The following is a 21,907-nucleotide window of genomic DNA, read 5'->3' on the forward strand; positions in this document are numbered from 1 at the left end:
GGTGATCAGCCTACGTTCGCGAGCGGGCGCTCGGTCGTGGACGTCGCGGCCCGCAGTGGCCCGCGCGAGGGCCACCAACTCCGCTCGCCCAGAAGCAACATGAGCGCGGGCAGGATCAGCACCCGGATCACGAAGGCGTCCAGGAGCACCGCCACGGCCAGGCTGAACCCGATCTGCTTCATCTCGATGAAGTGCAGCGACACGAAGCTCGCGAACACGGTCACCATCACGAACGCCGCGCTGGTCACCACCCCGGCCGAGCTGCCGACCCCGTCGAGCACCGCCAGCCGCGTCGGCACCCCGCGCTCGGCGGCCTCCTTGATCCGGCTGATCACGAACACCTGGTAGTCCATGGAGAGCCCGAAGAGGATCACGAAGAGGAACAGCGGTACCCGCGAACCGATCGTGCCCGTCGACTGGAAGTCGAGCAGCCTCTCGGCCCAACTGTTCTGGAACGTCAGGGTGAGCACGCCGAGCGACGCGGCCGCCGACAGCAGGTTCAGGACGACGCCGACGAGACCGAGCAGCACGGACCGGAACGCCCACACGGTCATCGCGAACGTCACGAGCAGCAGCGCCCCGATGATCAGCGGCAGCTTCTCCTTCTGGTGCGCGGGATAGTCGGCGTAACGGGCCACGTCACCGGCGACGGCCGCGTCGACGCCTCCCCCCAACTTGCCGACAGCGTACGGGAGATACTCGGTACGCAGCCGCTGCAACGACTCCTGAGCAGGCTTCGTACTGACGTAGTGCGGGACGGGCAGTTCGAGCGACGTGACGCGGTGGTCGGCGGAGCCGCGCAGGGTGTACGTGCCGTTCAGGCCCGGGTCGTCCTTGGCGTCGGCGGCGAGCGAGCGCAGCGCTCCGGCCACCTCGTCGGCGCGCTCGGCGCCGGCCCGTACGAGCACCTGATGTGAGGCCTTGACCTCGGGGAACGCGGCGTTCAACCGGTCGAAGGTGGGCATCGACCGGGTCTGCCGCGAGTGCGTCTCACGGCCCATGTCGGTGAGCTTCAGGCCGAGCAGGGGAGCCGCCAATGCCATCATCGCGAGGACCGCGACGATCAGCACGGCAGCGGGCCTGCGGGCGGTGAGACGCAGCAGGGCGTTGCGCCGCACGGGCTTTTGCGGCCTCGCCTTTCGTGGCTTGCGTGCGGCGTGGCGCTCGGCCCGCGCGCCGATCTTCACGAGCAGCGCGGGCAGCACCGTCAGTGAGCTGACCACGGCGACCAGCGTGACCAGGATCGCGGCCGTCGCGATCGACGAGAAGATCACGTCGTCGGCGAGGTACAGCGTCGCGCTGGACACGGCGACCGCGAACCCGGAGAGCACGACCGCACGGCCGGACGTGGCGGCCGCGATCTCCACCAGGGCCCGCGAACTCAACTCGCCGTCCGAACGCGCCCGTTCCTCCCTCTCCCGCTTCAGATAGAACAGTGTGTAGTCGACGCCGACGGCGAGCCCGATCAGCAGAATGATGTTCGTGCCGACCCCGGCGTCGGGGAAGACGTGCGAGGCCAGCATCGACAGGCCGATCGACGCGACGATCGCGGACAGGGCGAGCAGCAGCGGCACGGTCGCCATCGCCACCGAGCGGAACACCAGCAGCAGCGTGAGCAGCGTGATGGGCAGCGCGATCATCTCCGTACGGGAGAGGTCGCTGCCGCGCAGCTCGTCGACGCCCTGGCTGATGGAGGGCCCGCCCGTCTCCTCGACGCGCAGCTCCGGATGCGCCTTCTGCGTGGCGGCGGTCTGCGCCCGCAGCGGATCGACGTGCTTCTTCCCGTCGAGTTCGGCGCCCTTCATGGTGACGTCGACGCGGACCGCCCGGCCGTCCTTCGACCACACGGGCTCGCCCACGGACCGCACCTCGGGCAGCCCCCGCATCCGGCCGACGACGTCATCGGCGACGGCGCCGCCCACCGTCCGGTCGAGGCGTCCGGAGGCACGATCCTCGATCAGCACCCGCTCCACGGGCCGCTGCGCGAGCCCGCCCTCCCGGGCGATCGCCTCGCCGCGCCCCGCCTCACCGACACCGAAGTCGGCGGACGTCGCGGCGTCGCCGCCCACGGTGATCCCGGCACCGAGGCACAGGACGACGAACAAGAACCAGCCGGCGATCGCCCTCCAGGGGTGCCCGGCGCTCCAACGAGCCATGCGTACGGTGTAGTTGGTCATGGCGTCCATGCTGGTCGCGGGGGTACGGGCGCGGACAGCGGCGACCGGTGGAACCTGGGGTCCACCGGTCGGTGGACACGGCCGCTGCGTCCACGAAATGGACACCGGCCGGGATAAATGCAACGTGCAGCTATCCTGCGTCGCAGACGCGATGAGGCAGGAGGCGCCGTGAGCGAGAACCAGGGCCGGACCGTGGCCGCCCTCGACGGCGTGGGCATGCGCCGCCACACCACCGGCCAGGCCATCCTCGACGACATCGACTGGACCGTACGGTCCGGCGAGCACTGGGCTCTGCTCGGGCCGAACGGCGCGGGCAAGACCAGCATCCTGCGGATCGTCGGCGCCACGAACTTCCCCACCACCGGCACCGTCGATGTCCTGGGTCACCGGCTCGGCCGCGTCGACGTCCGCGAGCTGCGCGCCCTCATCGGCCACGTCTCCACCTCGCAGCGCGTCCCCCAGGACCTGCCGGGCCACACCGTCGTCCTCACCGGCCACAGCGGCACCGTCCAGCCGCTCTGGAAGACGTACGACGACGAGGTGCGCGAGCGGGCCCACGCGCTGCTCGCCGAACTCCAGATCAAGGAGCTCGCCGACCGCCCCTACGGCGTCTGCTCCGGCGGCCAGCGCGCCCGCCTGCTGATCGCCCGCGCCCTCATGGCGGACCCGGCGCTGCTCCTGCTCGACGAGCCGTTCAACGCGCTCGACCTGCCCTCGCGCGAGGACCTCATCGATACGATGCGTCAGCTCGCGGCCGGACGGCCCGAGTTGGCGACGGTGACCGTCACCCACCACCTGGAAGAACTCTCCCCGGCCATCAGCCACGCGCTGCTGCTGCGCGAGGGCCGCGTCCTCGCCAGCGGCACGGTGGACGACGTACTCACCAAGAACCTGATGACGTCCTGCTTCGGTCGCCCCATCGAGGTCACGCGGCACGCGGGGCGGTGGCTGGCGCGCTCGGGCGACCTGGGCCCTTCTGACGGGCCAGGCTGGATCCGGGAGGCGTGATCGAGCGGTGCCGGTGAGCGGGGGCTGGTGCGTGCAGCTGCAAGGCGGAGGGGGGGCGTCAACGCGGAGCGTTGGCAACCGACGACAACGCGGCAGATGTGCGTGCCAGGGCACGCGACTCCAGCAAGGCCCGTCAGAAGGACCCTGGGTGTGACGGGGCGCACGGGGGCGGGGCCGTGTCGGTGTTGGGCCGAATGGGTTACATGGCGTAAGAATTGGGCGGTGCAGACAACAGTGCGAGCCCGAACGGGGTGGGGGCTGCATCCGGCCGGGGGCAGCCCCGGCACCCCCGGCCGGAAGAACAGGGCAGCTGTCATCCCTGGCGCCGACACCACGAGGACAACCTGAGTGAACAGCCACGACGTCACCGACGAACAGTGGGAAGGTCTCGCCCAGGTCGTGCCGCTGCGCAGCCGCAACGAGTGGCCGTCAGCCGTCGACCATCGGGCGATGCCGGAGGCCGACACCGAACCGCGCCGACGCTTCGTCGTCCTGCGTATCAACGTGTTCGGCGACGCGCGCGAGGTCGCGGAGACCGTCATGTCCGGCATCCCGGTGCTGCTCGACCTGTCCGGCGCCGAGACCGAAGTGGCCAAGCGGGTCCTGGACTTCAGCAGCGGCGCCGTCTTCGGCCTCGGCTGCGGCATGCACCGCGTCGACCGCAACGTCTTCCTGCTGGCCCCTCCGGGCACCGAGGTCCAGGGGCTCGTACAGGGCGCGGTCTCGTAAGCGCAATATCAGCCCCGCCGGCGTTTGAGGCGCGGAGCCCCGAGGCCGTAACGCCGGTCGACCGCGGGGACGCGCGGGCAAGCCCGACGGGCATAGTCGCTCTTTCGTAGGAAGCCCTTCGCACGCAAACGGTTCTGCGCACGCGGGCCACCTACGTTCAACCCATGACCGTGCTCCAGCGGGGCGCACCCCCGCTCCCCAGCGCGTCCCCTGACCGCCCGCGCGTCACCCGGCTCAGGCTCGCCGCCTTCGCCCGCCACCGCGGCACGACCGTCCCGCTCGGACCGTTCACCGCCGTGGCGGGCCCCAGCGGCAGCGGCAAGACCAGCGTGCTGCGCGCCTTCGCGGCGCTCGCGGGGCTTGGCGGCGGGGCACACCTGGCGGACGTCTTCCCGGACCCCCACGCCTACGTTCCCGAACGCGCACGGCCCGACGCCGAACGCCGCCGCGGGTTCCACATCGGCTGCACCGTCGACGGCCCGGTGGGACCCGTACGGCTCGACCTGGCCGTCCAGGCGGAACCCGAACTCCGGATCGTCGGCGAACGGTTGACGGGGCCCGGCATCACGTACCTCCAGACCGCCCTGCGCGACCCCGGCCGCCGCGACGTCCAGGCCGCCTGGCACACCGCGGGCTCGGTCCCCGTGACCCGCGGGCCGCTCCCCGACGACCTGCTCGGCACGGCGATGCTCCCGCTGCGCGTCGCGGGCCGCACCGAAGGGCAGCGCCAGGTGCTCGCCGCGGCCGAGCAGGTCGTCGTCGGCCTGCGCTCCACCTTCGCCTGTGACCCCGACCCCACGCGGATGCGCACCCCGGCGCCCGCGGCGGCGGACCGGCTGCACGGCGGCTGCGACAACCTCGCCGCCGTGCTGCGCCGCACCGGAGCCGAGTGCAGCACGAGGCACGCGCTGCTCGTCTCCGCTGCCCGCGCGGGTCTCGTGGGACCGGTGGCCGACGTACGCGCGGAGACCGCGTCCGACGGGACCGTGTGCGCCGTCGTGGACCGCGGCGGCGGGGCGACCAGTCCCGTCGAGCGGCTCGCGGACGGCGAGTTGAGGTACCTCGCGCTCGCGCTGGTCCTGCTCACCGGGCCCCGTGTGCTCGCCGTCGACGCGGCGGCCGAGGTCCCGGAGGCGTACCAGAGCCTGACCGTCCTCGCGGACGGCTTCGACCGGGGCCTCGACCGCGCCCAGTGCGCCGAACTCACCGCGCTGGCCGCCCGGATGTGCGCCCGCGGCCACATCCGGCTCGTCGCCGCGGTGGGCGAGGGCTCCGAGGCGGAGCGGGGGGCGCGGGCGGAAGGGGCGGCGATGGTAGACCTGGGACGATGAACGAGGAACGTGAGGAAACCCGCCCGCTCGACGTGGCGGCCCTGCAGGCGCGCCTGGCCCGGTTCGCGGTCGCCCGGGACTGGCAGCCCTTCCATACGCCGAAGAACCTGGCGGCCGCGCTGAGCGTCGAGGCGTCCGAACTGGTCGAGATCTTCCAGTGGTTGACCCCCGAGCAGTCGGCCCGCGTGATGGAGCACCCGGACTCGGCCCACCGTGTCGAGGACGAGGTCGCCGATGTCCTCGCGTATCTGCTGCAACTGTGCGAGGTGCTGGGCATCGACGCACTGGCCGCGCTGTCGGCGAAGATCGACCGCAACGAGCGGCGGTTCCCGGTGCGGGGCGAGGGGACCGGGTCCGAGTAGGCGGAGGGCCGGGCTCCGTCAACCGCCCCTCAACTGCCCCCCACGGGGACCGAATGTCACTCTCCGGAGTCACTGAGTTATCCACATCGAACGTTGTGTCCACAAATTTCTGGCTTCCCCTAGCTTTTTATCGCATCTGCCTTCACTCTGAGTAGTGGACGAAGGAGTTCGGGCGGGAGACGGACGGGGACGCGATGGATGCGGTGCGGCTCATCGGGGTCGGCCGACGGGCCCTGGCGGAGAGCCAGGACCCGCGGGACATCATGAGGGAGGCGTGGCAGGCACAGGCCTTGGCGCAGGCGATCGGGAGTCGCCTCGCGATGCAGGGGCCACCGGAGTTACGAGGCGAGGCGGTGGGGCTGAGCGAGGCGGGAGCGCGCGGCAGCGGAGGCGCGGCGACACCGATCGTGGGGGCCGGCGGGATACGGGCGGCGCAGCTGACCGAACTGGGCGATGTGCACCGGGCGTTGATGGATCTCGGCGTGCTGCTCGGTGACGTGGGGATCGCGCTCGTCGGGGTGGCGAGCGCGTCGTTCGAGGAGGGCGCCTATTGGCAGTGCATGGAGGCGATCGACGCGGCGGACGAGTCGCGGGACAGAATCCTCGAGATACTGCGGCGGCTCCCGGAAGGCTGCCGCGCGCTTCCCCTCGCCGACCGGGAGCCCACGCCGGAGCCGGACACGGACTCGGCGGCCTGAGCCCGGCGGGAGTCTGGCGTTTTTTCGGCGGGTGGTCGTTCAGATGTTCTCGGCGGCCGGTGGTGAAGTCCTGGGCGGCTGTTGGAGGTCGGCGTCGAGCTGCGTCAGGTCGGCGTTGAGCGCGGCCATCAGCTCTTCCATCTGCTGCAGCAGACCCTTGGGTGCGCCTTCCTGCTCCGGCGCGGACGTGTCGTGCACGGCCTCATCGGGCGCGGCTTCCTGGGACATTGCGGCCTCCTCGGCCCTGCCTCCCGCACGGGGAGGCAGTTGACGCAATCGTGACGCCCGGCAGTGACCGCCGGCGCGGGTGCCGGGCGGTCCGGCTCCGCCCGAGTCAACGATCAGGGCCGGGGCCGGGTCACTGCGCACCCCCGCCACCACGCGCCGGGTTGACGCGATTTCACCCGACCGTGGCAGCAGGAGACCTATCCGTCGCGGTACGCCTCAGCTCAGCTGCGGCGCCACCTCCGAGGCGATCAGTTCGAGTTGGTCCAGGTCGTCGAGGTCGAGCATCTGGAGGTACATCCGCTGGGAACCCACGGCTTGGTAAGCGGCGAGGCGTTCGACGACCTCGGCGGGGGAGCCGGCGAGGCCGTTGGCCTTGAGCTCGTCGACGTCGCGGCCGATGGCGTCGGCGCGGCGCTTGACCTCGGCGTCGGTGCGGCCGACGCAGGCGAGGAGGGCGTTGGAGTAGGTCAGCGCGTCCGGGGCGCGACCGTGCTCGCCGGCCGCGGCCTTCACGCGCTTGAACTGCTGCTCCGTGTCGGCGATCGAGGCGAAGGGGATGTTGAACTCGGTGGCGAACTTCGCGGCGAGCGCGGGGGTCTTCTTGGCGCCGTGGCCGCCGATGAGGATCGGGACGCGCGGCTGGGTGGGCTTGGGCAGGGCCGGGGAGTCCTTCAACTGGTAGAAGGTTCCGTCGTAGTTGAAGCGCTGGCCGACCGGCGTCTCCCACAGGCCCGTCACGATGGCGAGCTGCTCCTCGAGGCGCCCGAACTTCTCCTTCGGGAACGGGATGCCGTACGCGGAGTGCTCCTCCTCGTACCAGCCGGAGCCGAGGCCCAGTTCGACGCGGCCGCCGGACATCTGGTCGACCTGCGCGACCTGGATGGCGAGCACGCCGGGCAGCCGGAAGGTACCGGCCGTCATCAGCGTGCCGAGCCGGATCCGCCGGGTTTCGCGGGCGAGCCCGGCGAGTGTCGTCCAGGCGTCCGTGGGGCCCGGCAGGCCGTCGACGGGGCCCATGTGGAGGTAGTGGTCCGACCGGAAGAACGCCCCGTAGTTCAAGTCCTCGGCGGCCTTGGCGACGCGGAGCAGCGTCTCGTAGGTGGCGCCCTGCTGCGGTTCGGTGAATACGCGAAGATCCATGCGTCCATCATGCGGGTCATGGGGCGAGTGTCCTGCGTAGTCCGCGCCTGAAAGACCGGGGCTCCGCCCCGGACCCCGCGCCTCAAACGCCGGCGGGGCTGGAAATACCGGCGATTGAGCAGCGGGGGCTGGGGCGGAGCCCCGGGGCGCAACCGCCGTGCGGCGGGTAAGGATGGCTGCATGGGATTCCACGTCGACTCCGAGGCCGGCCGCCTGCGCCGAGTGATTCTGCATCGGCCCGATCTCGAGCTGAAGCGGCTCACGCCGAGCAATAAGGACCAGCTGCTCTTCGACGACGTGCTGTGGGTGCGCCGGGCCCGCCAGGAACACGACGGTTTCGCCGACGTGCTGCGCGACCGGGGCGTCAACGTGCACCTCTTCGGCGACCTGCTCACCGAGGCCCTGGACGTCGACGCCGCCCGCGGCCTCGTCCTGGACCGCGTATTCGACGAGAAGGAGTACGGCCCGCTGGCCGCGGGCCATCTGCGGGAGGCCTTCGAGACGCTGCCGTCCACGGAACTCGCCGAGGCGCTCATCGGCGGGATGACGAAGCGCGAGTTCCTGGCGGCGCACCCGGAGCCGACCTCCGTGCGCTTCCACGTCATGGAGCTCGACGACTTCCTCCTCGGCCCGCTGCCCAACCACCTGTTCACGCGCGACACCTCGGCCTGGATCTACGACGGGGTGTCCATCAACGCGATGCGGTGGCCCGCCCGGCAGCGCGAGACCGTCCACTTCGAGGCGATCTACCGGCACCATCCGCTGTTCCGGGACGCGGCGGAGGACGGGGGCTTCCACGTCTGGTCCGAGGGGCAGGCGGACTATCCGTCGACCATCGAGGGCGGCGACGTCCTCGTCATCGGGCGGGGCGCCGTCCTCATCGGGATGAGCGAGCGGACCACGCCGCAGGCCGTGGAGATGCTCGCGCACAAGCTGTTCGCGGCGGGCTCGGCGCGCACCATCGTCGCCCTCGACATGCCGAAGCGGCGGGCCTTCATGCACCTCGACACGGTCATGACGATGGTCGACGGCGACACGTTCACGCAGTACGCGGGGCTCGGCATGCTGCGCTCGTACACCATCGAACCGGGCACGTCCGGCGCGGAGTTGAAGGTCACCGACCATCCGCCCGAGCACATGCACCGGGCGATCGCCGCCGCGCTCGGACTCCCCGAGATCCGGGTCCTGACCGCGACACAGGACGTGCACGCCGCCGAGCGCGAGCAGTGGGACGACGGCTGCAATGTGCTCGCCGTCGAGCCGGGCGTCGTCGTCGCGTACGAGCGGAACGCCACGACGAACACGTTCCTGCGCAAGCAGGGCATCGAGGTCATCGAGATCCCGGGGAGCGAGCTGGGCCGCGGCCGGGGCGGGCCGCGCTGCATGAGCTGCCCGGTCGAGCGGGACGCGGTGACCGGCTGAGCAGACAGACCCATGAAGAGAAGTGCCCATGAAGAGACGTACCCATGAATAGAAATGTGGAACATCGTATAGACTTCCACTGTCCCGATCCCGTCCCCGAGTCACGCGCAGGAGCCCCGTATGAACCTCACCGGCCGCCACTTCCTCAAGGAGCTGGACTTCACCGCCGAGGAGTTCCGAGGCCTCGTCGACCTGGCCGCGGAGCTGAAGGCGGCCAAAAAGGCAGGGGCCGAGCCGCAGCACCTCAAGGGCAAGAACGTGGCGCTGATCTTCGAGAAGGCGTCCACGCGTACGCGCTGCTCCTTCGAGGTCGCGGCCGCGGACCAGGGCGCGTCGACGACGTACATCGACCCGGCCGGCTCGCACATCGGCAAGAAGGAGTCGAGCAAGGACACCGCGCGTGTGCTCGGCCGGATGTTCGACGCCATCGAGTTCCGGGGTGACGAGCAGTCCATCGTCGAGACGCTCGCCGAGTACGCGGGCGTGCCGGTCTACAACGGCCTGACCGACGACTGGCACCCCACGCAGATGCTCGCCGACGTGCTCACGATGACCGAGCACAGCGCCAAGCCGCTCACCGACATGTCCTTCGCCTACCTCGGCGACGCCCGGTTCAACATGGGCAACTCCTACCTCGTCACCGGCGCCCTGCTCGGCATGGACGTCCGGATCGTCGCGCCCAAGGCCTACTGGCCGGCCGAGGAGGTCGTCGCCAAGGCCCGTGAGCTGGCCGCCGCGAGCGGTGCCCGCATCACCCTCACCGAGTCCGTCGAGGAAGGCGTCGCGGGCGCGGACTTCGTCCTCACCGATGTCTGGGTGTCGATGGGCGAGCCCGAGGAGATCTGGGACGAGCGGATCAAGTCGCTCGCGCCGTACGCCGTCACGATGGACGTGCTGCGCGCGACGGGGAACGCGGACGTGAAGTTCCTGCACTGCCTCCCCGCCTTCCACGACCTGGGCACCAAGGTCGGCCGCGAGATACACGCCAAGTACGGCCTGGAGTCCCTCGAGGTCACCGACGAGGTCTTCGAGTCGGAGCACTCCGTCGTCTTCGACGAGGCGGAGAACCGGATGCACACGATCAAGGCCGTCATGGTCGCCACGCTCGGCCAGTAGCGACAAGCCGCACATTCACCTTCGCAGCGACAAAACCGCACATTCACTGAGCAACCGTTCAAACTGGTGGAGCCGGAACACCCTCTCCGGCCCCACCGGCACGCGGCCCCACGAAGGACGGCATGGCCGGCGTCACCTCCGGTGGCTCGCTCGCCTTCTTCTCGTACATCGGTTTCGACGCGGTCACCACGGCCGGCGAAGAGGTCAAGAACCCGCGGCGGAACATCCCCCTCGCCATCCTGATCTGCATCGGCATCGTCACGCTGCTCTACGTCGCCGTGGCCGTCGCCGCCATCGGCGCGCTCGGTGCGGGCGCCGTCGGGGACAAGCCGGCCGCGCTCTCCCTCGTCGTCGACCAGGTCACCGGGTCGACCGTCGGCGGCGGCGTCATCGCCTTCGGTGCGGTCGTCGCCATCGCCTCGGTCGTCCTCGCGGTGATGTACGGGCAGACCCGGATCCTGATGTCGATGTCCCGCGACGGGCTGATCCCGCGGGTCTTCGAGCGGGTCTCCCCGAAGACGCACACGCCGGTCGCCAACACGTGGATCGTCGCGACCGTCTTCGCGGTCCCGGCCGCGTTCTCCTCGCTCGACGCGGTCGTCAACCTGACCACCATCGGCACGCTCGCCACCATGGTCGCCGTGAACATCGCGGTGATCGCGCTGCGCCCCTCGCACCCCGGTCTGAAGCGCTCGTTCCGGGTGCCGCTGTACCCGGTCAGCCCGATCCTGGGCGTCGGCTTCTGCCTCTACCTGATCTGGGGCACGGGGTGGACGACGTGGGGCCAGTTCGCGGTGTTCCTCGTCGTGGGCGCGCTCGTGTACGCGCTGTACGGCCGCCGCAACTCGCGGCTCGGTTGAGGGGCGGCCCTACGCTTCGGACGCCGGGCGCTGTGCCGGCACCAGAGGGGGAAGCGTGAACCACACCGCCTTGCCGGAATCGGTGGGGCGGTGCCCGCACGACGAGCTGAGCGTGCGGATGAGGAGCAGGCCGCGGCCGTGCTCCTGCCAGGGGTCGGGCGGCCCGTCGTCCTCGGGATTGGTGAGGTCGGAGGGCGGCGCCGGGTCCGTGTCGTGCACCTCGACCTGACAGCCGGAGTCGAGCAGCTCCACGACCAGCTCGATCGGTGTGTCCCCCGTCGTGTGCTCCACCGCGTTCGCCACCAGTTCCGCCGTCAGCAGCTCCGCCGTGTCCGCGTCGGCGGCCGGTGAGTCGATCTCCGACAGCGCGGTCCGCACGAGGGCACGCGCGACGGGCACGGCCGCGACTGTGTGCGGCAGGGCGATGCGCCACGACGTGGGCGTAGGTGGACCGGGGAAGGGAGTCACGGCGGAATCCTGGGGGCGGAGGGCGCGTATGCGGCTCGGGGACGGGCTCGGAGGAACGGGCTCAAGGGGGACTGTCCTGCGTTCAACCTTATGAATGGTACGGCGTGGGGCGAAAGAGGCTCTCGTCGGTGCGGGCCGGGACGTCCGACCCTTTCTCCGTTATCGCGCACTCGTGACGGCAGTCACGATGCGGTGATACGGTCGACAGGTCTCGCCCCTCCTCGGCACGCCCGCGACCTCGCCGGAGGCAACGCATGAGTCCCTTCACCGGCTCCACCCCCCGTACCGACTCCTGGCAGCACCTGACGTACGCCGTGGACGAGAGCGGCGTCGCCACCGTCACGCTCGCCCGCCCCGAGAAACTCAACGCGCTCACCTTCGGCGCCTACGCCGACCTGCGCGACCTCCTCGCCGAGCTGTCCCGGACCAAGTCCGTGCGCGCCCTCGTCCTCGCCGGCGAGGGTCGCGGCTTCTGCTCGGGCGGCGACGTCGACGAGATCATCGGCGCCACGCTCTCCATGGACACCGCACAGATCCTCGACTTCAACCGGATGACCGGGCAGGTGGTCCGGGCCGTGCGCGAGGCCCCGTTCCCGGTGATCGCCGCCGTGCACGGGGTCGCGGCCGGGGCGGGCGCGGTCCTCGCGCTCGCCTCCGACTTCCGCGTCGCCGACCCGAGCGCCCGCTTCGCGTTCCTGTTCACGAAGGTCGGGCTCTCCGGCGGCGACATGGGCGCGGCGTATCTGCTGCCCCGCGTCGTCGGCCTCGGCCACGCCACCCGCCTGCTGATGCTCGGCGACGCGGTCCGCGCGCCCGAGGCCGAGCGCATCGGCCTGATCAGCGAGCTGACCGACGAGGGCAGGGCCGACGAGGCCGCGCTCGCTCTCGCCCAGCGCCTCGCCGAAGGGCCCGCCCTCGCGTACGCGCAGACGAAGGCGCTCCTGACGGCCGAGCTGGACATGCCGCTCGCCGGGGCCATCGAGATGGACGCGGCCACGCAGGCGCTGCTCATGCACGGCGAGGACTACGCCGAGTTCCACGCGGCGTTCACCGACAAGCGCCCGCCGAAGTGGCAGGGGCGGTGACCGGCTGATGACCGTACGCGCCCGGCGCATCGCCGTCATCGGAGGCGGCCCCGGCGGCCTGTACGCCGCGGCCCTCCTCAAGCGCCTCGACCCGGACCGCGAGATCACGGTCTGGGAGCGGAACGCCCCGTACGACACGTTCGGCTTCGGTGTCGTCCTGTCCGACGAAACCCTTGGTGGAATCGAGCACGCCGACCCGGTGGTCTACCGGGCGCTCCAGGGCGAGTTCGTGCGCTGGGACGACATCGACATCGTGCACCGTGGACAGCGCCACACCTCAACTGGACACGGTTTCGCGGCACTTGGCCGCCGCAGGCTCCTGGAGATCCTGCACGACCGCTGCCGCGAACTGGGCGTGGACCTGCGCTTCCAGGAGGAGGCGCCGCCGATCGCCGAACTCCGGGACATGCACGACCTGGTGATCGCCGCCGACGGTGTGCACAGCAAGACCCGCGAGACGTACGCCGACGCGTTCGGGCCGCACATCGAGGAGCACCGCAACCGCTACATCTGGCTCGCCGCCGACTTCGCGTTCGACGCCTTCCGCTTCGACATCGCCGAGACCGAGCACGGCGTGATGCAGCTGCACGGATACCCGTTCAGCGAGAGCGGGTCCACGGTCATCGTCGAGATGCGCGAAGAGGTGTGGCGGGCGGCCGGTTTCGCGGACATGGACGTACGCGAATCGATTGATGCCTGCGTACGGATCTTCAAGGACGCGCTGGGAGGGCGCGCACTGAAGACCAATAATTCCTCTTGGCTCACCTTCCGCACGGTCGTCAACGACCGCTGGTCGCACGGCAATTGCGTGCTCATCGGCGACGCCGCGCACACCGCGCACTTCTCCATCGGCTCCGGTACGAAGCTCGCCGTCGAGGACGCGCTCGCGCTCGCCGCGTGCCTGACCGAGCAGCCCACGACCGGCGCGGCGCTTGCCGCGTACGAGGAGGAGCGCAGGCCCGTCGTGGCGTCGACGCAGCGGGCGGCGCGGGCCAGCCTCCAGTGGTTCGAGGAGCTGGGCCGCTATCTGGACCAGCCGCCGCGCCAGTTCGCGTTCAACCTGCTGACGCGCTCGCGCCGGGTGACGCACGAGAACCTGCGGCTTCGGGACGCGGGGTTCACGGAGTCGGTGGAGCGGGAGTTCGGCTGTCCCGAGGGCACGCCGCCGATGTTCACGCCGTTCCGGCTCGGAGGCCTTGAGCTGCGCAACCGGGTCGTGGTGTCACCGATGGACATGTACTCGGCGGTGGACGGGGTACCGGGCGACTTCCACCTCGTGCACCTGGGGGCGCGGGCTCTCGGCGGCGCCGGTCTGGTCATGACGGAAATGGTGTGCGTGAGCCCGGAGGGGCGCATTACGCCGGGGTGTGCGGGGCTGTACGCGGATGACCAGGCGGAGTCCTGGCGCAGGATCGTGGACTTCGTCCACACGCGGGCGCCCGGTACGGCGATCGGAGTGCAGCTCGGGCACTCGGGCCGCAAGGGTTCCACGCGGTTGATGTGGGAGGGCATGGACGAGCCGCTCCCTGACGCGGACGACAACTGGCCGCTGGTCGCGGCGTCCGCGCTCCGCTATCGGCCGGACAGTCAGTTGCCGCGCGCGCTGACGGCGACCGAACTGGTGGGTGTACGCGCGCAGTTCGTGGAGTCGGCGCGGCGTGCGGCGGACGCGGGCTTCGACCTCCTCGAACTCCACTGCGCGCACGGCTACTTGCTGTCCGGTTTCCTGTCCCCGCTGACGAACCGGCGCACGGACGCGTACGGCGGGTCGCTGGAGGGTCGGCTGCGGTTCCCGCTGGAGGTCTTCGACGCCGTACGCGAGGTGTGGCCGGACGAGCGGCCGATGACGGTGCGGATCTCCGCCACGGACTGGGCGGAGGGCGGCACCAGTGCGGAGGAGGCCGTGGCGATCGCCCGCGCCTTCGCCGCGCATGGGGCCGACGCGATCGACGTGTCCACGGGGCAGGTGGTCTCGGACGAGCGGCCCGCGTTCGGGCGCTCCTACCAGGTGCCGTATGCGGATCGGATCCGGGCGGAGGCCGGGGTCCCGGTCGTGGCCGTCGGCGCGATCTCGTCTTGGGACGACGTCAACTCCCTTGTCCTGGCGGGCCGTACGGACCTGTGTGCACTGGCGCGTCCGCACCTGTACGACCCGAACTGGACGTTGCACGCTGCCGCGGAGCAGGGGTATGCGGGGCCGGGGGTCGGGTGGCCCCGGCAGTACGGTGCGGGGAGCCGGCGGCCGCAGACGGGGCGGTTGGATGCGCCGAAGCCGAGGTTGGTGCTGCCCGGGTGACGGGGTCGGTGCCGTCGTCCTGTCTGCGCGGCACCGGGGTTTTGCGGCGGTGCCGGGGTGGCGCGTCTGGCGACGGTTGCGCGGCACCGGGATTTTGCGGCGGTGCCGGGGTGGCGCGTCTGGCGACGGTTGCGCGGCACCGGGATTTTGCGGCGGTGCCGGGGTGGCGCCTCGGGTATTGGTTACGCGGCACCAGCCCTTCCCCGGGTGCGCCGGTGCCGGCTCAGCTCCCACCCGCCCGCCCCCTCCGGGGGCTTCGGCCCGTCCGGGCCCAGGGGCTGTGCCGGGGCTGCCGCTCGTGGTGACCGATGCCCGCACCGGGGTTCGGGCCTTGCCGTGGGCGACGCCTGCCGTTCTGGTCGCGCGGCACCGGGGTGCCGCCTTGCCCACTCTGCCGCCCAAGGCGGCAGATTGCCCAAGGCGGCGGGGCGGTCGGCCGTGATGGGTGGGGAGCCGTGCCGGTGGTGGATTGTTCAAGGCGGCGGGGTGGTCGGCCGTGATGGGTGGGGAGCCGTGCCGGTGGTGGATTGTTCAAGGGGGCGGGGTGGTCGGCCGTAATGGGGTGGGAGTCGTGTCGGTGGTGGATTGCCCATGGCGGCGGCGGTCGGCCGGATGCGGGGGCCGTACCCCGTGTGGCCGACGCCCCCGGAGGGGGCGGGTGGGTGGGAGATGGGCGGGTGCCATCAAGGCCCCGCAGCGGGTGCGAATTTCAAGCCCCGCCGGCGATTGAGGCGCGGGGTCCGGGGCGGAGCCCCGTGGCGTCAGGGTGACGGGGATCCAACCCCGTGGCGCCCCGTGGCGCCCCGTGGCGCCCCGTGGCGCCCCGTGGCGTCAGGGTGTCGGTTCGGGCGGTCCCGCCGTTCCCGCCATTCCCGCCGTCAGCGTCGTCCCGTCCGATGGGTCGACCAGGAGGAAGGAACCCGTTGGTCGCACCGCGGCATAGGCGTCCAGTGCCAGTGGCTCGGCCGTGCGTAGGGCCACCCGGCCCAGGTCGTTCGCCGTCAACTCGACCGCGTCCCCGAGGGATTTGACGATGGCCTGGACCGTGCGTGTCGTGTGGCGCACCAGGACCCGCTGACCCACCCGCAACGGCCGGTCCGCCACATGGCACACCGCCGCCCGCACATCCCGCGTCACAGTCGGCGCCCGGTCGGCGGACGGTGTGATCAAGTCGCCGCGGGAGACGTCGAGTTCATCGGAGAGCCGCACCGTGAGCGAGGTCCCGGCATGGGCCTCGTCCACCGGCGTGCCGAGAACGTCGAGGCCCGCGATCGTCGACGTACGGCCCGACGGGTGCACCGTCACGGCGGAGCCGACCCGGAGCGTCCCCGACGCCAACTGGCCCGCGTAGTGACGGGATTCGCCGTGCCGGATGACGCACTGGACCGGGAAGCGGGTCGGGGCCGAAGGGGATGCGACGGTCGTCGGGACCGTTTCCAGGTGTTCCAGGACCGTCGGGCCGCCGTACCAGTCCATGCGCGCGGAAGGGTCCACCACGTTGTCGCCCGCGAGCGCCGAGATTGGGATCGCGGTGACCGTCGGGATTCCCAACCCGTCGGCGTGCGTGGTGAATTCGGACGCGATTGCCGCGAAAGCGGACTCCTCGTACCCGACGAGATCCATCTTGTTCACGGCGAGGAGCACATGCGGGACACGCAGCATCGCGGCGATCGCGGCGTGCCTGCGCGTCTGCTCGACGACCCCGTGCCTGGCGTCGACCAGGACGATCGTCAGCTCCGCTGTGGACGCGCCCGTCACCATGTTCCGCGTGTACTGCACATGCCCCGGCGTGTCCGCGAGAATGAACCGCCGCCGGGGTGTGGCGAAGTACCGGTACGCGACGTCGATCGTGATGCCCTGCTCGCGTTCGGCGCGCAGGCCGTCCGTGAGCAGCGCCAGATCGGGCGTGCCGGTACGGGAGATCGACTCCAACTGGTCGGCGAGCACCGACTTGGAGTCGTGCAGGAGGCGACCCACGAGCGTGGACTTGCCGTCGTCGACCGACCCGGCCGTGGCCAGCCGCAACGTGCCCACTTCAGTAACACCAGACATGGATACAGACACAGAACCAGGCATTTCTAGAAGTATCCTTCGCGCTTGCGGTCTTCCATGGCCGCCTCGGACAACTTGTCGTCGGCGCGCGTGGCGCCCCGTTCGGTGAGCCGGGAGGCCGCGATCTCCGCGATGACCTGGTCCAGGGTCTCGGCGTCGGAGTCGACCGCGCCGGTGCAGGACATGTCGCCGACCGTGCGATAGCGGACCCGCCGCTTCTCGACCGACTCGCCGTCCTTCGGGCCGCCCCAGTCGCCGGCGGACAGCCACATGCCGCCCCGGTCGAAGACCTCGCGCCGGTGGGCGAAGTAGATCTCCGGCAGCTCGATGCGTTCGCGGGCGATGTACTGCCACACGTCCAGCTCGGTCCAGTTGGACAGCGGGAACACGCGGACGTGCTCGCCGGGGGCGTGCCGGCCGTTGTAGAGCTGCCAGAGTTCGGGGCGCTGGCGGCGCGGGTCCCACTGCGAGAACTCGTCGCGCAGCGAGAACACCCGCTCCTTCGCCCGCGCCTTCTCCTCGTCCCGGCGCCCGCCGCCGAACACGGCGTCGAAGCGCTCGTACCGGATGGCCTCCGTCAGCGGCACCGTCTGGAGCGGATTGCGCGTCCCGTCGGGGCGTTCGCGGAGCACACCCCGGTCGATGTAGTCCTGTACGGACGCCACATGGAGTGTCAGCCCATGTGCGGCGACCACACGGTCCCGGTAGGCGATGACCTCGGGAAAGTTGTGCCCCGTGTCGACGTGCAGCAGCGGGAACGGCACCGGCGCGGGCGCGAACGCCTTCAGCGCCAGATGCAGCATCAGGATCGAGTCCTTGCCGCCGGAGAACAGAATCACCGGCCGCTCGAACTCGCCCGCCACCTCACGGAAGATGTGCACGGCCTCGGATTCGAGGGTGTCCAGGTGGCTCAGTGCGTACGACGTGTCGCTCACACCAGACCCCTCGCCGCGAGGACCGCCCGCACCGAACCCGCTGACTCCTGCGGTGTCTGGTGCTGCGTCTCCAGCGCCAGATCCGGGTCCACCGGAGCCTCGTACGGGTCGTCGACCCCGGTGAGCCCCTTCAACTGCCCGGCGGCCTGACGTGCGTACAGGCCCTTCACGTCGCGCTCGCTGCACACCTCGACCGGCGTCGCGACGTGCACCTCGATGTACGGGGTGTCGCTGGAGGCGTGCCGCTTGCGCACGGCCTCCCGGCTGTCCGCGTACGGCGCGATGACGGGGACGACGGCGAACACCCCGTTGCGGGCGAGGACTTCGGCGACGAGGCCGATGCGCTGCACGTTCGTGTTGCGGTCCTCGCGGCTGAAACCGAGGCCCGCCGAGAGGAAGCGGCGGATCTCGTCGCCGTCGAGGACCTCGACGCGCAGGCCCTCCGCGCGCAACTGCCCGGCGAGGGCGCGCGCCACGGTCGTCTTGCCGGAACTGGGCAGCCCGGTGAGCCAGATGGTGGCTCCCTGCGGGCGGCCCGTGGTGGCCGTCGTCATGCGTGAAGTCCTTTCGCGGTGCCGTCGGTGCCATCGGTGCCGTCGGAGCCGTCGGCGGCCCGCACCTCGTGGGTCTTGGTCAGTTCGGTGAAGAGGGCCTCCCAGCGCGGGTGAACCGCGTCGGGGCCGTAGGCCGCCGCCGTGAGCACGGCCGCCGTGCCCATCTCCGTACGCAGCTCGCGGTCGCCCATGAGGCGGGCCAGGGCGTCGGCGAGGGCGTCGGGGTCCTGCTCGGGCACGAGCAGCCCGTCCACGCCGTGCGTGAGTACGTCGGCGGGGCCCGTGGGACAGTCGAAGGAGACCACGGGGAGGGCGTGCGCCATCGCCTCGATCATCACCATCGGCAGTCCCTCGAAACGGGAACTCAGCACGTACAGCGAGCACTTGGCGAGTTCGTCGTCCAGCTGGTCGCTGTGTCCCATCAGCAGGACGTGGTTGTAGAGGTGGTGCTCCTCGATCAGGGCGCGCAGCTGCGCCTTCTTCTCGCCGCTGCCGTAGATGCGCAGCTGCCAGTCCGGGAAATCCTGGACGAGCTTGGCCCACGCGGGGATCAGCAGGTCGAAGCCCTTCTGCGGGAAGAGCCTGCCGGCCGCGACCGCGATCTTCGAGGCGTGGTTCGCCGGGACCTGGTCGAGGGAGTGCACGGCGTTCGGGATCCGCACGACGCGCGTGCCGGGCAGCAGCCGCGCGTACTCGCCGCGGTCGCGCTCCGTCAGTACGGCGACGGCCGCGAAGCACTCGTACGTCTCGAGGATGCGGCGCTGTACGTCGGGGCGGTGCGTGCCGTGGTTCATGTGCTCCTGCGCCACCCGCACCACGCCGTTCGTGGCGTGCGCGGCGGCGAGGAAGTTCAGGGCGGGGCGCGTCGTGACGAGCACGCCGTCGGTGAGCGAGCGCAGGTAGTCGCCGAGGGCCAGTTCCAGGCGCCGGTCGAAGTACCGGTGGCCGAACTCGCCGCGCGGGATCTCACGCGCGGGCGTCGCGGCGAGGCGGTCGCGCCTGCGGGCGTGCCACCAGCCGCCGATCCCCGGCTCGGTGGCCTCGGGGGCGGCCCCCTCCCGCAGATCGACGACCGTCGTCACCGGCACCCGCTCGTCCAGCGGGAACTGCAGGGCCTCGCGCCGCCGCACGGCGCTGACGATCTCGACGTCCCAGCCCGCGGCGGCAAGGGAGTTGGCCTGGTTGAAGACGGTGCGGATGGTGCCGCCGCGCCCGTAGGCGTGCAGCAGCAGGTACCGGATTGGGGTGTTCCTCATGCGCGGCGCTCCGGCGACAGTGCGCGGCACTCCAGCGACAGGTTGTCCTCGACGGTGAAGTACGGCCGTACGCCGAACCCCGCCCCCGGCACCGCCTGCCGCGGATAGACGTAGATCGCCTTCTTGCCGCGGATGTCGTCGAGCCGCCGCCCGACGCGCAGCCTCGACGCGCCGTCCGTCAGATGCAGGTCCCACTGGTCGGCGCCGCTGAACCCGTCGTCGTACGCGGCGAGATCGGCCACGTCCCACGCGCAGCTGAACCGCGCACCGTCCAACTCGGCGTCGTACGCGAGTACTTGGTCACCGCTGGAGCGTCGCGTCACCGTCAGCCGCCACCCGTCGGTGGCCCCATCGCTCAGTCCGACCAGCCGACCGACGACCCCGATCCGCCCGTCTCGCGGCCACACTTCCTCGACCTCGGCCCGGGGCTTCACTTCAGGTACCCCCACGCCTTGCAGATGGGCCGCAGCACCTCGGGGATCTCGTCGTCCTTCGGCAGCTCGCGGCCCGCCTGCACGCTGCCGCTGCGGATCTTGTCCCGCCAGTCGCCGAGTCCCTTCTGGACCTGCGTCTCGTCGCGGGCGCCGTACTCCAGCATCGAGGGCTCGAAGTCGACCCCGAGGAAGGCGCACAGGGCGCGCATCTTGCCCTCCGGATCGGCCGTGAGCTCCTCGTAGCGCAGGGTGTGTCCGCCGGTGATGCCCTTGCGCGCGTTGTCGACGGCCTTCATGTAACGCAGGGCGTCCGCGCAGGCCTCGTCGTACGTGCGCTTCTCGGGGTCGCCCTCGTGCCAGGACTGGGCGATGGAGACGGGATGCCGCAGCAGGAACACGAATCCGGCGTCGGGCCAGCAGTCGCGGATCCGCCGGTAGGCGAAGGCGTTGCTGGGGGTCTTCTCGACGATGAAGTCCTTGCCGGACCTGGTGAGTTCACGGTGCAGGACGCGATCCCACAGCAGGTGCTCCAGGTCGCCGCGCCCCAGGTCGAGCGCGTCCATGGCGCGCTGCGACAGCTTGCTGCCGTAGCCGACCTCGAGGCGCCGGATGTGCAGCTCGTGCGGGGCGTGCAGGCGCGGGTGGGCGTCGAGCAGCATCCGCAGCAGGGTCGAACCCGAGCGCACCGGCGACATGATGAAGACGGGCCGCCGCAGCAGCCGGTCGGTCGCCGGGTCGTCGGTACATCGGTAGTCCGGGGCGGGCGGCTTCGCCGGTGACTTCTTGGCGAGGGGCTCGGCCGGCTTCGCGGACGCGCGGCGCACCTGGAGGCCGGTGGTGGCGGTCAGCGCCCGGTTCATGTTGCGCATGAGACTCATGAGAACCGACGCTAAGCGGGCATTCTGAGAGGATCTGTGGAGGAACCTGAGGGTTGCCTTAGTGCGTCGGTGCGTGGGCGAACTCCGCCCCCGCCGCCCGCAGCCGCTCGTCCAGCGCCCGGAACACCTCCGCCGCGCGCACCCCCGGCCAGTCCTCCGGCAGCAGTTCCGGCGGCAGGCTCGGGTCCGCGTAGGGGAGGTGGCGCCAGGAGTCGAGGGCCAGGAGGTAGTCGCGGTAGGCCTCGCGCGGCGGGGTTTCGGGGCGGGGCTGCCAGGCGCGCAGCACCGGCTCGTGCTCGTCGAGGAACGCCTCGTGGAGCTTGGCGAGGGCGGCGAGGTCCCACCAGCCGGCCACCGCGTCGGCCGTCGCCGCGAAGCCCAGGTGTTCGCCGCGGAACAGCTCCACGTACCCGGCGCAGCCGATGCGCTCCAACGTGTGCCGGGTCTCCTCGTAGACGCCGAGGGGCGCGAGCCACACGCCGGGCGCCGCCGTGCCGAAGCCGAGCCCTGTGAGTGTGGAGCGCAGTACGTGCCGCTTGGCACGCTCGGACTCCGGGACGGAGAACACGGCGAGCACCCAGCCGTCCCGCGCGTTCCCCGTTCCGTAGATGCGGCGGTCGCCGTCGTCGAGGAGCTGGCGGGCGTCGTCGGAGAGCGCGTAGCCGGCGGCGCCGCTCGCGGTGCGGGCCGGGAGCAGCAGGCCGCGCCGCTTCAGGCGGGACACCGCCGAGCGGACGGACGGGGCGTCGACGCCGACCGCGCCGAGCAGCCGGATCAGCTCGGCGACCGGCAGCGGCCCCGGCAGGTCGCGGCCGTAGGCGCCGTACAGGGTGACGATGAGGGAGCGGGGGGTGTGGGACGTGGGCTGCTCGGACACG

At 71.2% G+C, this 21,907-nt stretch carries 20 protein-coding genes and 1 pseudogene; 10 read left to right on the plus strand and 11 right to left on the minus strand.

What is annotated here, in order from left to right; all coding sequences use genetic code 11:
• Positions 1-5: 5 nt before the first annotated feature.
• Entirely contained in the window at positions 6-2,177 is a 2,172-nt protein-coding gene (locus tag ACWD2L_RS17935; protein ID WP_351334252.1) for an MMPL family transporter, read from the minus strand.
• A gap of 216 nt (positions 2,178-2,393) precedes the next feature.
• Here ACWD2L_RS17935 and ACWD2L_RS17940 point away from each other — a divergent pair, with 216 nt between their 5' ends.
• From ACWD2L_RS17940 to ACWD2L_RS17960, 5 genes are all read left to right on the plus strand, one after another.
• A complete protein-coding gene (locus ACWD2L_RS17940) occupies positions 2,394-3,185 on the plus strand; it encodes an ABC transporter ATP-binding protein (RefSeq protein WP_351334286.1) in 792 nt (263 codons plus the stop codon).
• Between the two features lie 348 nt (positions 3,186-3,533).
• Entirely contained in the window at positions 3,534-3,914 is a 381-nt protein-coding gene (locus ACWD2L_RS17945; protein WP_351334254.1) for a cell division protein SepF, read from the plus strand.
• 164 nt (positions 3,915-4,078) lie between these two features.
• The gene (locus ACWD2L_RS17950; RefSeq protein ID WP_351334257.1) at positions 4,079-5,245 is read left to right on the plus strand and encodes an AAA family ATPase; all 1,167 of its coding nucleotides are present in this window, start codon (positions 4,079-4,081) and stop codon (positions 5,243-5,245) included.
• A complete protein-coding gene (locus tag ACWD2L_RS17955; RefSeq protein WP_351334259.1) occupies positions 5,242-5,607 on the plus strand; it encodes a nucleotide pyrophosphohydrolase in 366 nt (121 codons plus the stop codon). Before ACWD2L_RS17950 ends, ACWD2L_RS17955 begins: the two co-directional genes overlap by 4 nt.
• A 194-nt stretch (positions 5,608-5,801) precedes the next feature.
• On the plus strand, positions 5,802-6,305 hold the full coding sequence (locus ACWD2L_RS17960; protein ID WP_351334262.1) for a DUF6099 family protein: 504 nt from the start codon (positions 5,802-5,804) through the stop codon (positions 6,303-6,305).
• A gap of 39 nt (positions 6,306-6,344) precedes the next feature.
• On the opposite strand, the gene ACWD2L_RS17965 is transcribed toward ACWD2L_RS17960, so the two are convergent.
• Together ACWD2L_RS17965 and ACWD2L_RS17970 are read right to left on the minus strand one after the other, a co-directional pair.
• On the minus strand, positions 6,345-6,533 hold the full coding sequence (locus ACWD2L_RS17965) for a hypothetical protein (RefSeq protein ID WP_351334264.1): 189 nt from the start codon (positions 6,531-6,533) through the stop codon (positions 6,345-6,347).
• Between the two features lie 216 nt (positions 6,534-6,749).
• Positions 6,750-7,673 carry an LLM class F420-dependent oxidoreductase gene (locus ACWD2L_RS17970; protein WP_351334266.1) on the minus strand — a complete coding sequence of 308 codons (924 nt, stop codon included), beginning with the start codon at positions 7,671-7,673 and terminating at the stop codon, positions 6,750-6,752.
• 180 nt (positions 7,674-7,853) lie between these two features.
• Here ACWD2L_RS17970 and ACWD2L_RS17975 point away from each other — a divergent pair, with 180 nt between their 5' ends.
• The 3 genes and pseudogenes from ACWD2L_RS17975 to ACWD2L_RS17985 form a co-directional block, all read left to right on the plus strand.
• Positions 7,854-9,095, plus strand: coding sequence for an arginine deiminase (locus ACWD2L_RS17975; RefSeq protein WP_351331538.1), 1,242 nt, complete (start codon positions 7,854-7,856; stop codon positions 9,093-9,095).
• Between the two features lie 120 nt (positions 9,096-9,215).
• Entirely contained in the window at positions 9,216-10,211 is a 996-nt protein-coding gene (gene argF, locus ACWD2L_RS17980; RefSeq protein WP_351331539.1) for an ornithine carbamoyltransferase, read from the plus strand.
• A gap of 119 nt (positions 10,212-10,330) precedes the next feature.
• A pseudogene (locus tag ACWD2L_RS17985) lies at positions 10,331-11,071 on the plus strand (APC family permease); the annotation flags it as partial.
• A 9-nt stretch (positions 11,072-11,080) separates the two neighbouring features.
• Here ACWD2L_RS17985 and ACWD2L_RS17990 read toward each other — a convergent pair.
• Positions 11,081-11,539, minus strand: a complete 459-nt coding sequence (locus ACWD2L_RS17990; RefSeq protein WP_351331540.1) for an ATP-binding protein — start codon at positions 11,537-11,539, stop codon at positions 11,081-11,083.
• Between the two features lie 254 nt (positions 11,540-11,793).
• Here ACWD2L_RS17990 and ACWD2L_RS17995 point away from each other — a divergent pair, with 254 nt between their 5' ends.
• The gene (locus tag ACWD2L_RS17995; RefSeq protein ID WP_351331541.1) at positions 11,794-12,624 is read left to right on the plus strand and encodes an enoyl-CoA hydratase family protein; all 831 of its coding nucleotides are present in this window, start codon (positions 11,794-11,796) and stop codon (positions 12,622-12,624) included.
• 7 nt (positions 12,625-12,631) lie between these two features.
• Positions 12,632-14,920 carry a bifunctional salicylyl-CoA 5-hydroxylase/oxidoreductase gene (locus tag ACWD2L_RS18000; protein WP_351331542.1) on the plus strand — a complete coding sequence of 763 codons (2,289 nt, stop codon included), beginning with the start codon at positions 12,632-12,634 and terminating at the stop codon, positions 14,918-14,920.
• A gap of 831 nt (positions 14,921-15,751) precedes the next feature.
• Here the strand turns inward: ACWD2L_RS18000 and ACWD2L_RS18005 are convergent.
• From ACWD2L_RS18005 to ACWD2L_RS18035, 7 genes are read right to left on the minus strand one after another with little or no spacing between them, the layout of a single operon-like run.
• Complete coding sequence (locus ACWD2L_RS18005; protein ID WP_351331543.1) at positions 15,752-16,972, minus strand: sulfate adenylyltransferase subunit 1; 1,221 nt, start codon at positions 16,970-16,972, stop codon at positions 15,752-15,754.
• A 26-nt stretch (positions 16,973-16,998) separates the two neighbouring features.
• Positions 16,999-17,907 carry a sulfate adenylyltransferase subunit CysD gene (gene cysD / locus ACWD2L_RS18010; RefSeq protein WP_351331544.1) on the minus strand — a complete coding sequence of 303 codons (909 nt, stop codon included), beginning with the start codon at positions 17,905-17,907 and terminating at the stop codon, positions 16,999-17,001.
• Positions 17,904-18,461 carry an adenylyl-sulfate kinase gene (cysC, locus tag ACWD2L_RS18015; protein WP_351331545.1) on the minus strand — a complete coding sequence of 186 codons (558 nt, stop codon included), beginning with the start codon at positions 18,459-18,461 and terminating at the stop codon, positions 17,904-17,906. Before cysC ends, cysD begins: the two co-directional genes overlap by 4 nt.
• Positions 18,458-19,717, minus strand: coding sequence for a glycosyltransferase family 4 protein (locus ACWD2L_RS18020; RefSeq protein WP_351331546.1), 1,260 nt, complete (start codon positions 19,715-19,717; stop codon positions 18,458-18,460). The genes cysC and ACWD2L_RS18020 overlap by 4 nt, the downstream gene beginning before the upstream one ends.
• Complete coding sequence (locus tag ACWD2L_RS18025) at positions 19,714-20,151, minus strand: hypothetical protein (protein ID WP_351331547.1); 438 nt, start codon at positions 20,149-20,151, stop codon at positions 19,714-19,716. The genes ACWD2L_RS18020 and ACWD2L_RS18025 overlap by 4 nt, the downstream gene beginning before the upstream one ends.
• Positions 20,148-21,029, minus strand: a complete 882-nt coding sequence (locus tag ACWD2L_RS18030; RefSeq protein ID WP_351331548.1) for a sulfotransferase family protein — start codon at positions 21,027-21,029, stop codon at positions 20,148-20,150. Before ACWD2L_RS18030 ends, ACWD2L_RS18025 begins: the two co-directional genes overlap by 4 nt.
• Positions 21,030-21,087: 58 nt before the next feature.
• Positions 21,088-21,906 (minus strand): PaaX family transcriptional regulator, encoded by an 819-nt coding sequence (locus tag ACWD2L_RS18035; RefSeq protein WP_351331549.1) that lies wholly within the window; start codon positions 21,904-21,906, stop codon positions 21,088-21,090.
• Position 21,907: the final 1 nt, after the last annotated feature.

Source organism: Streptomyces sp. NPDC002754 (assembly GCF_053592315.1).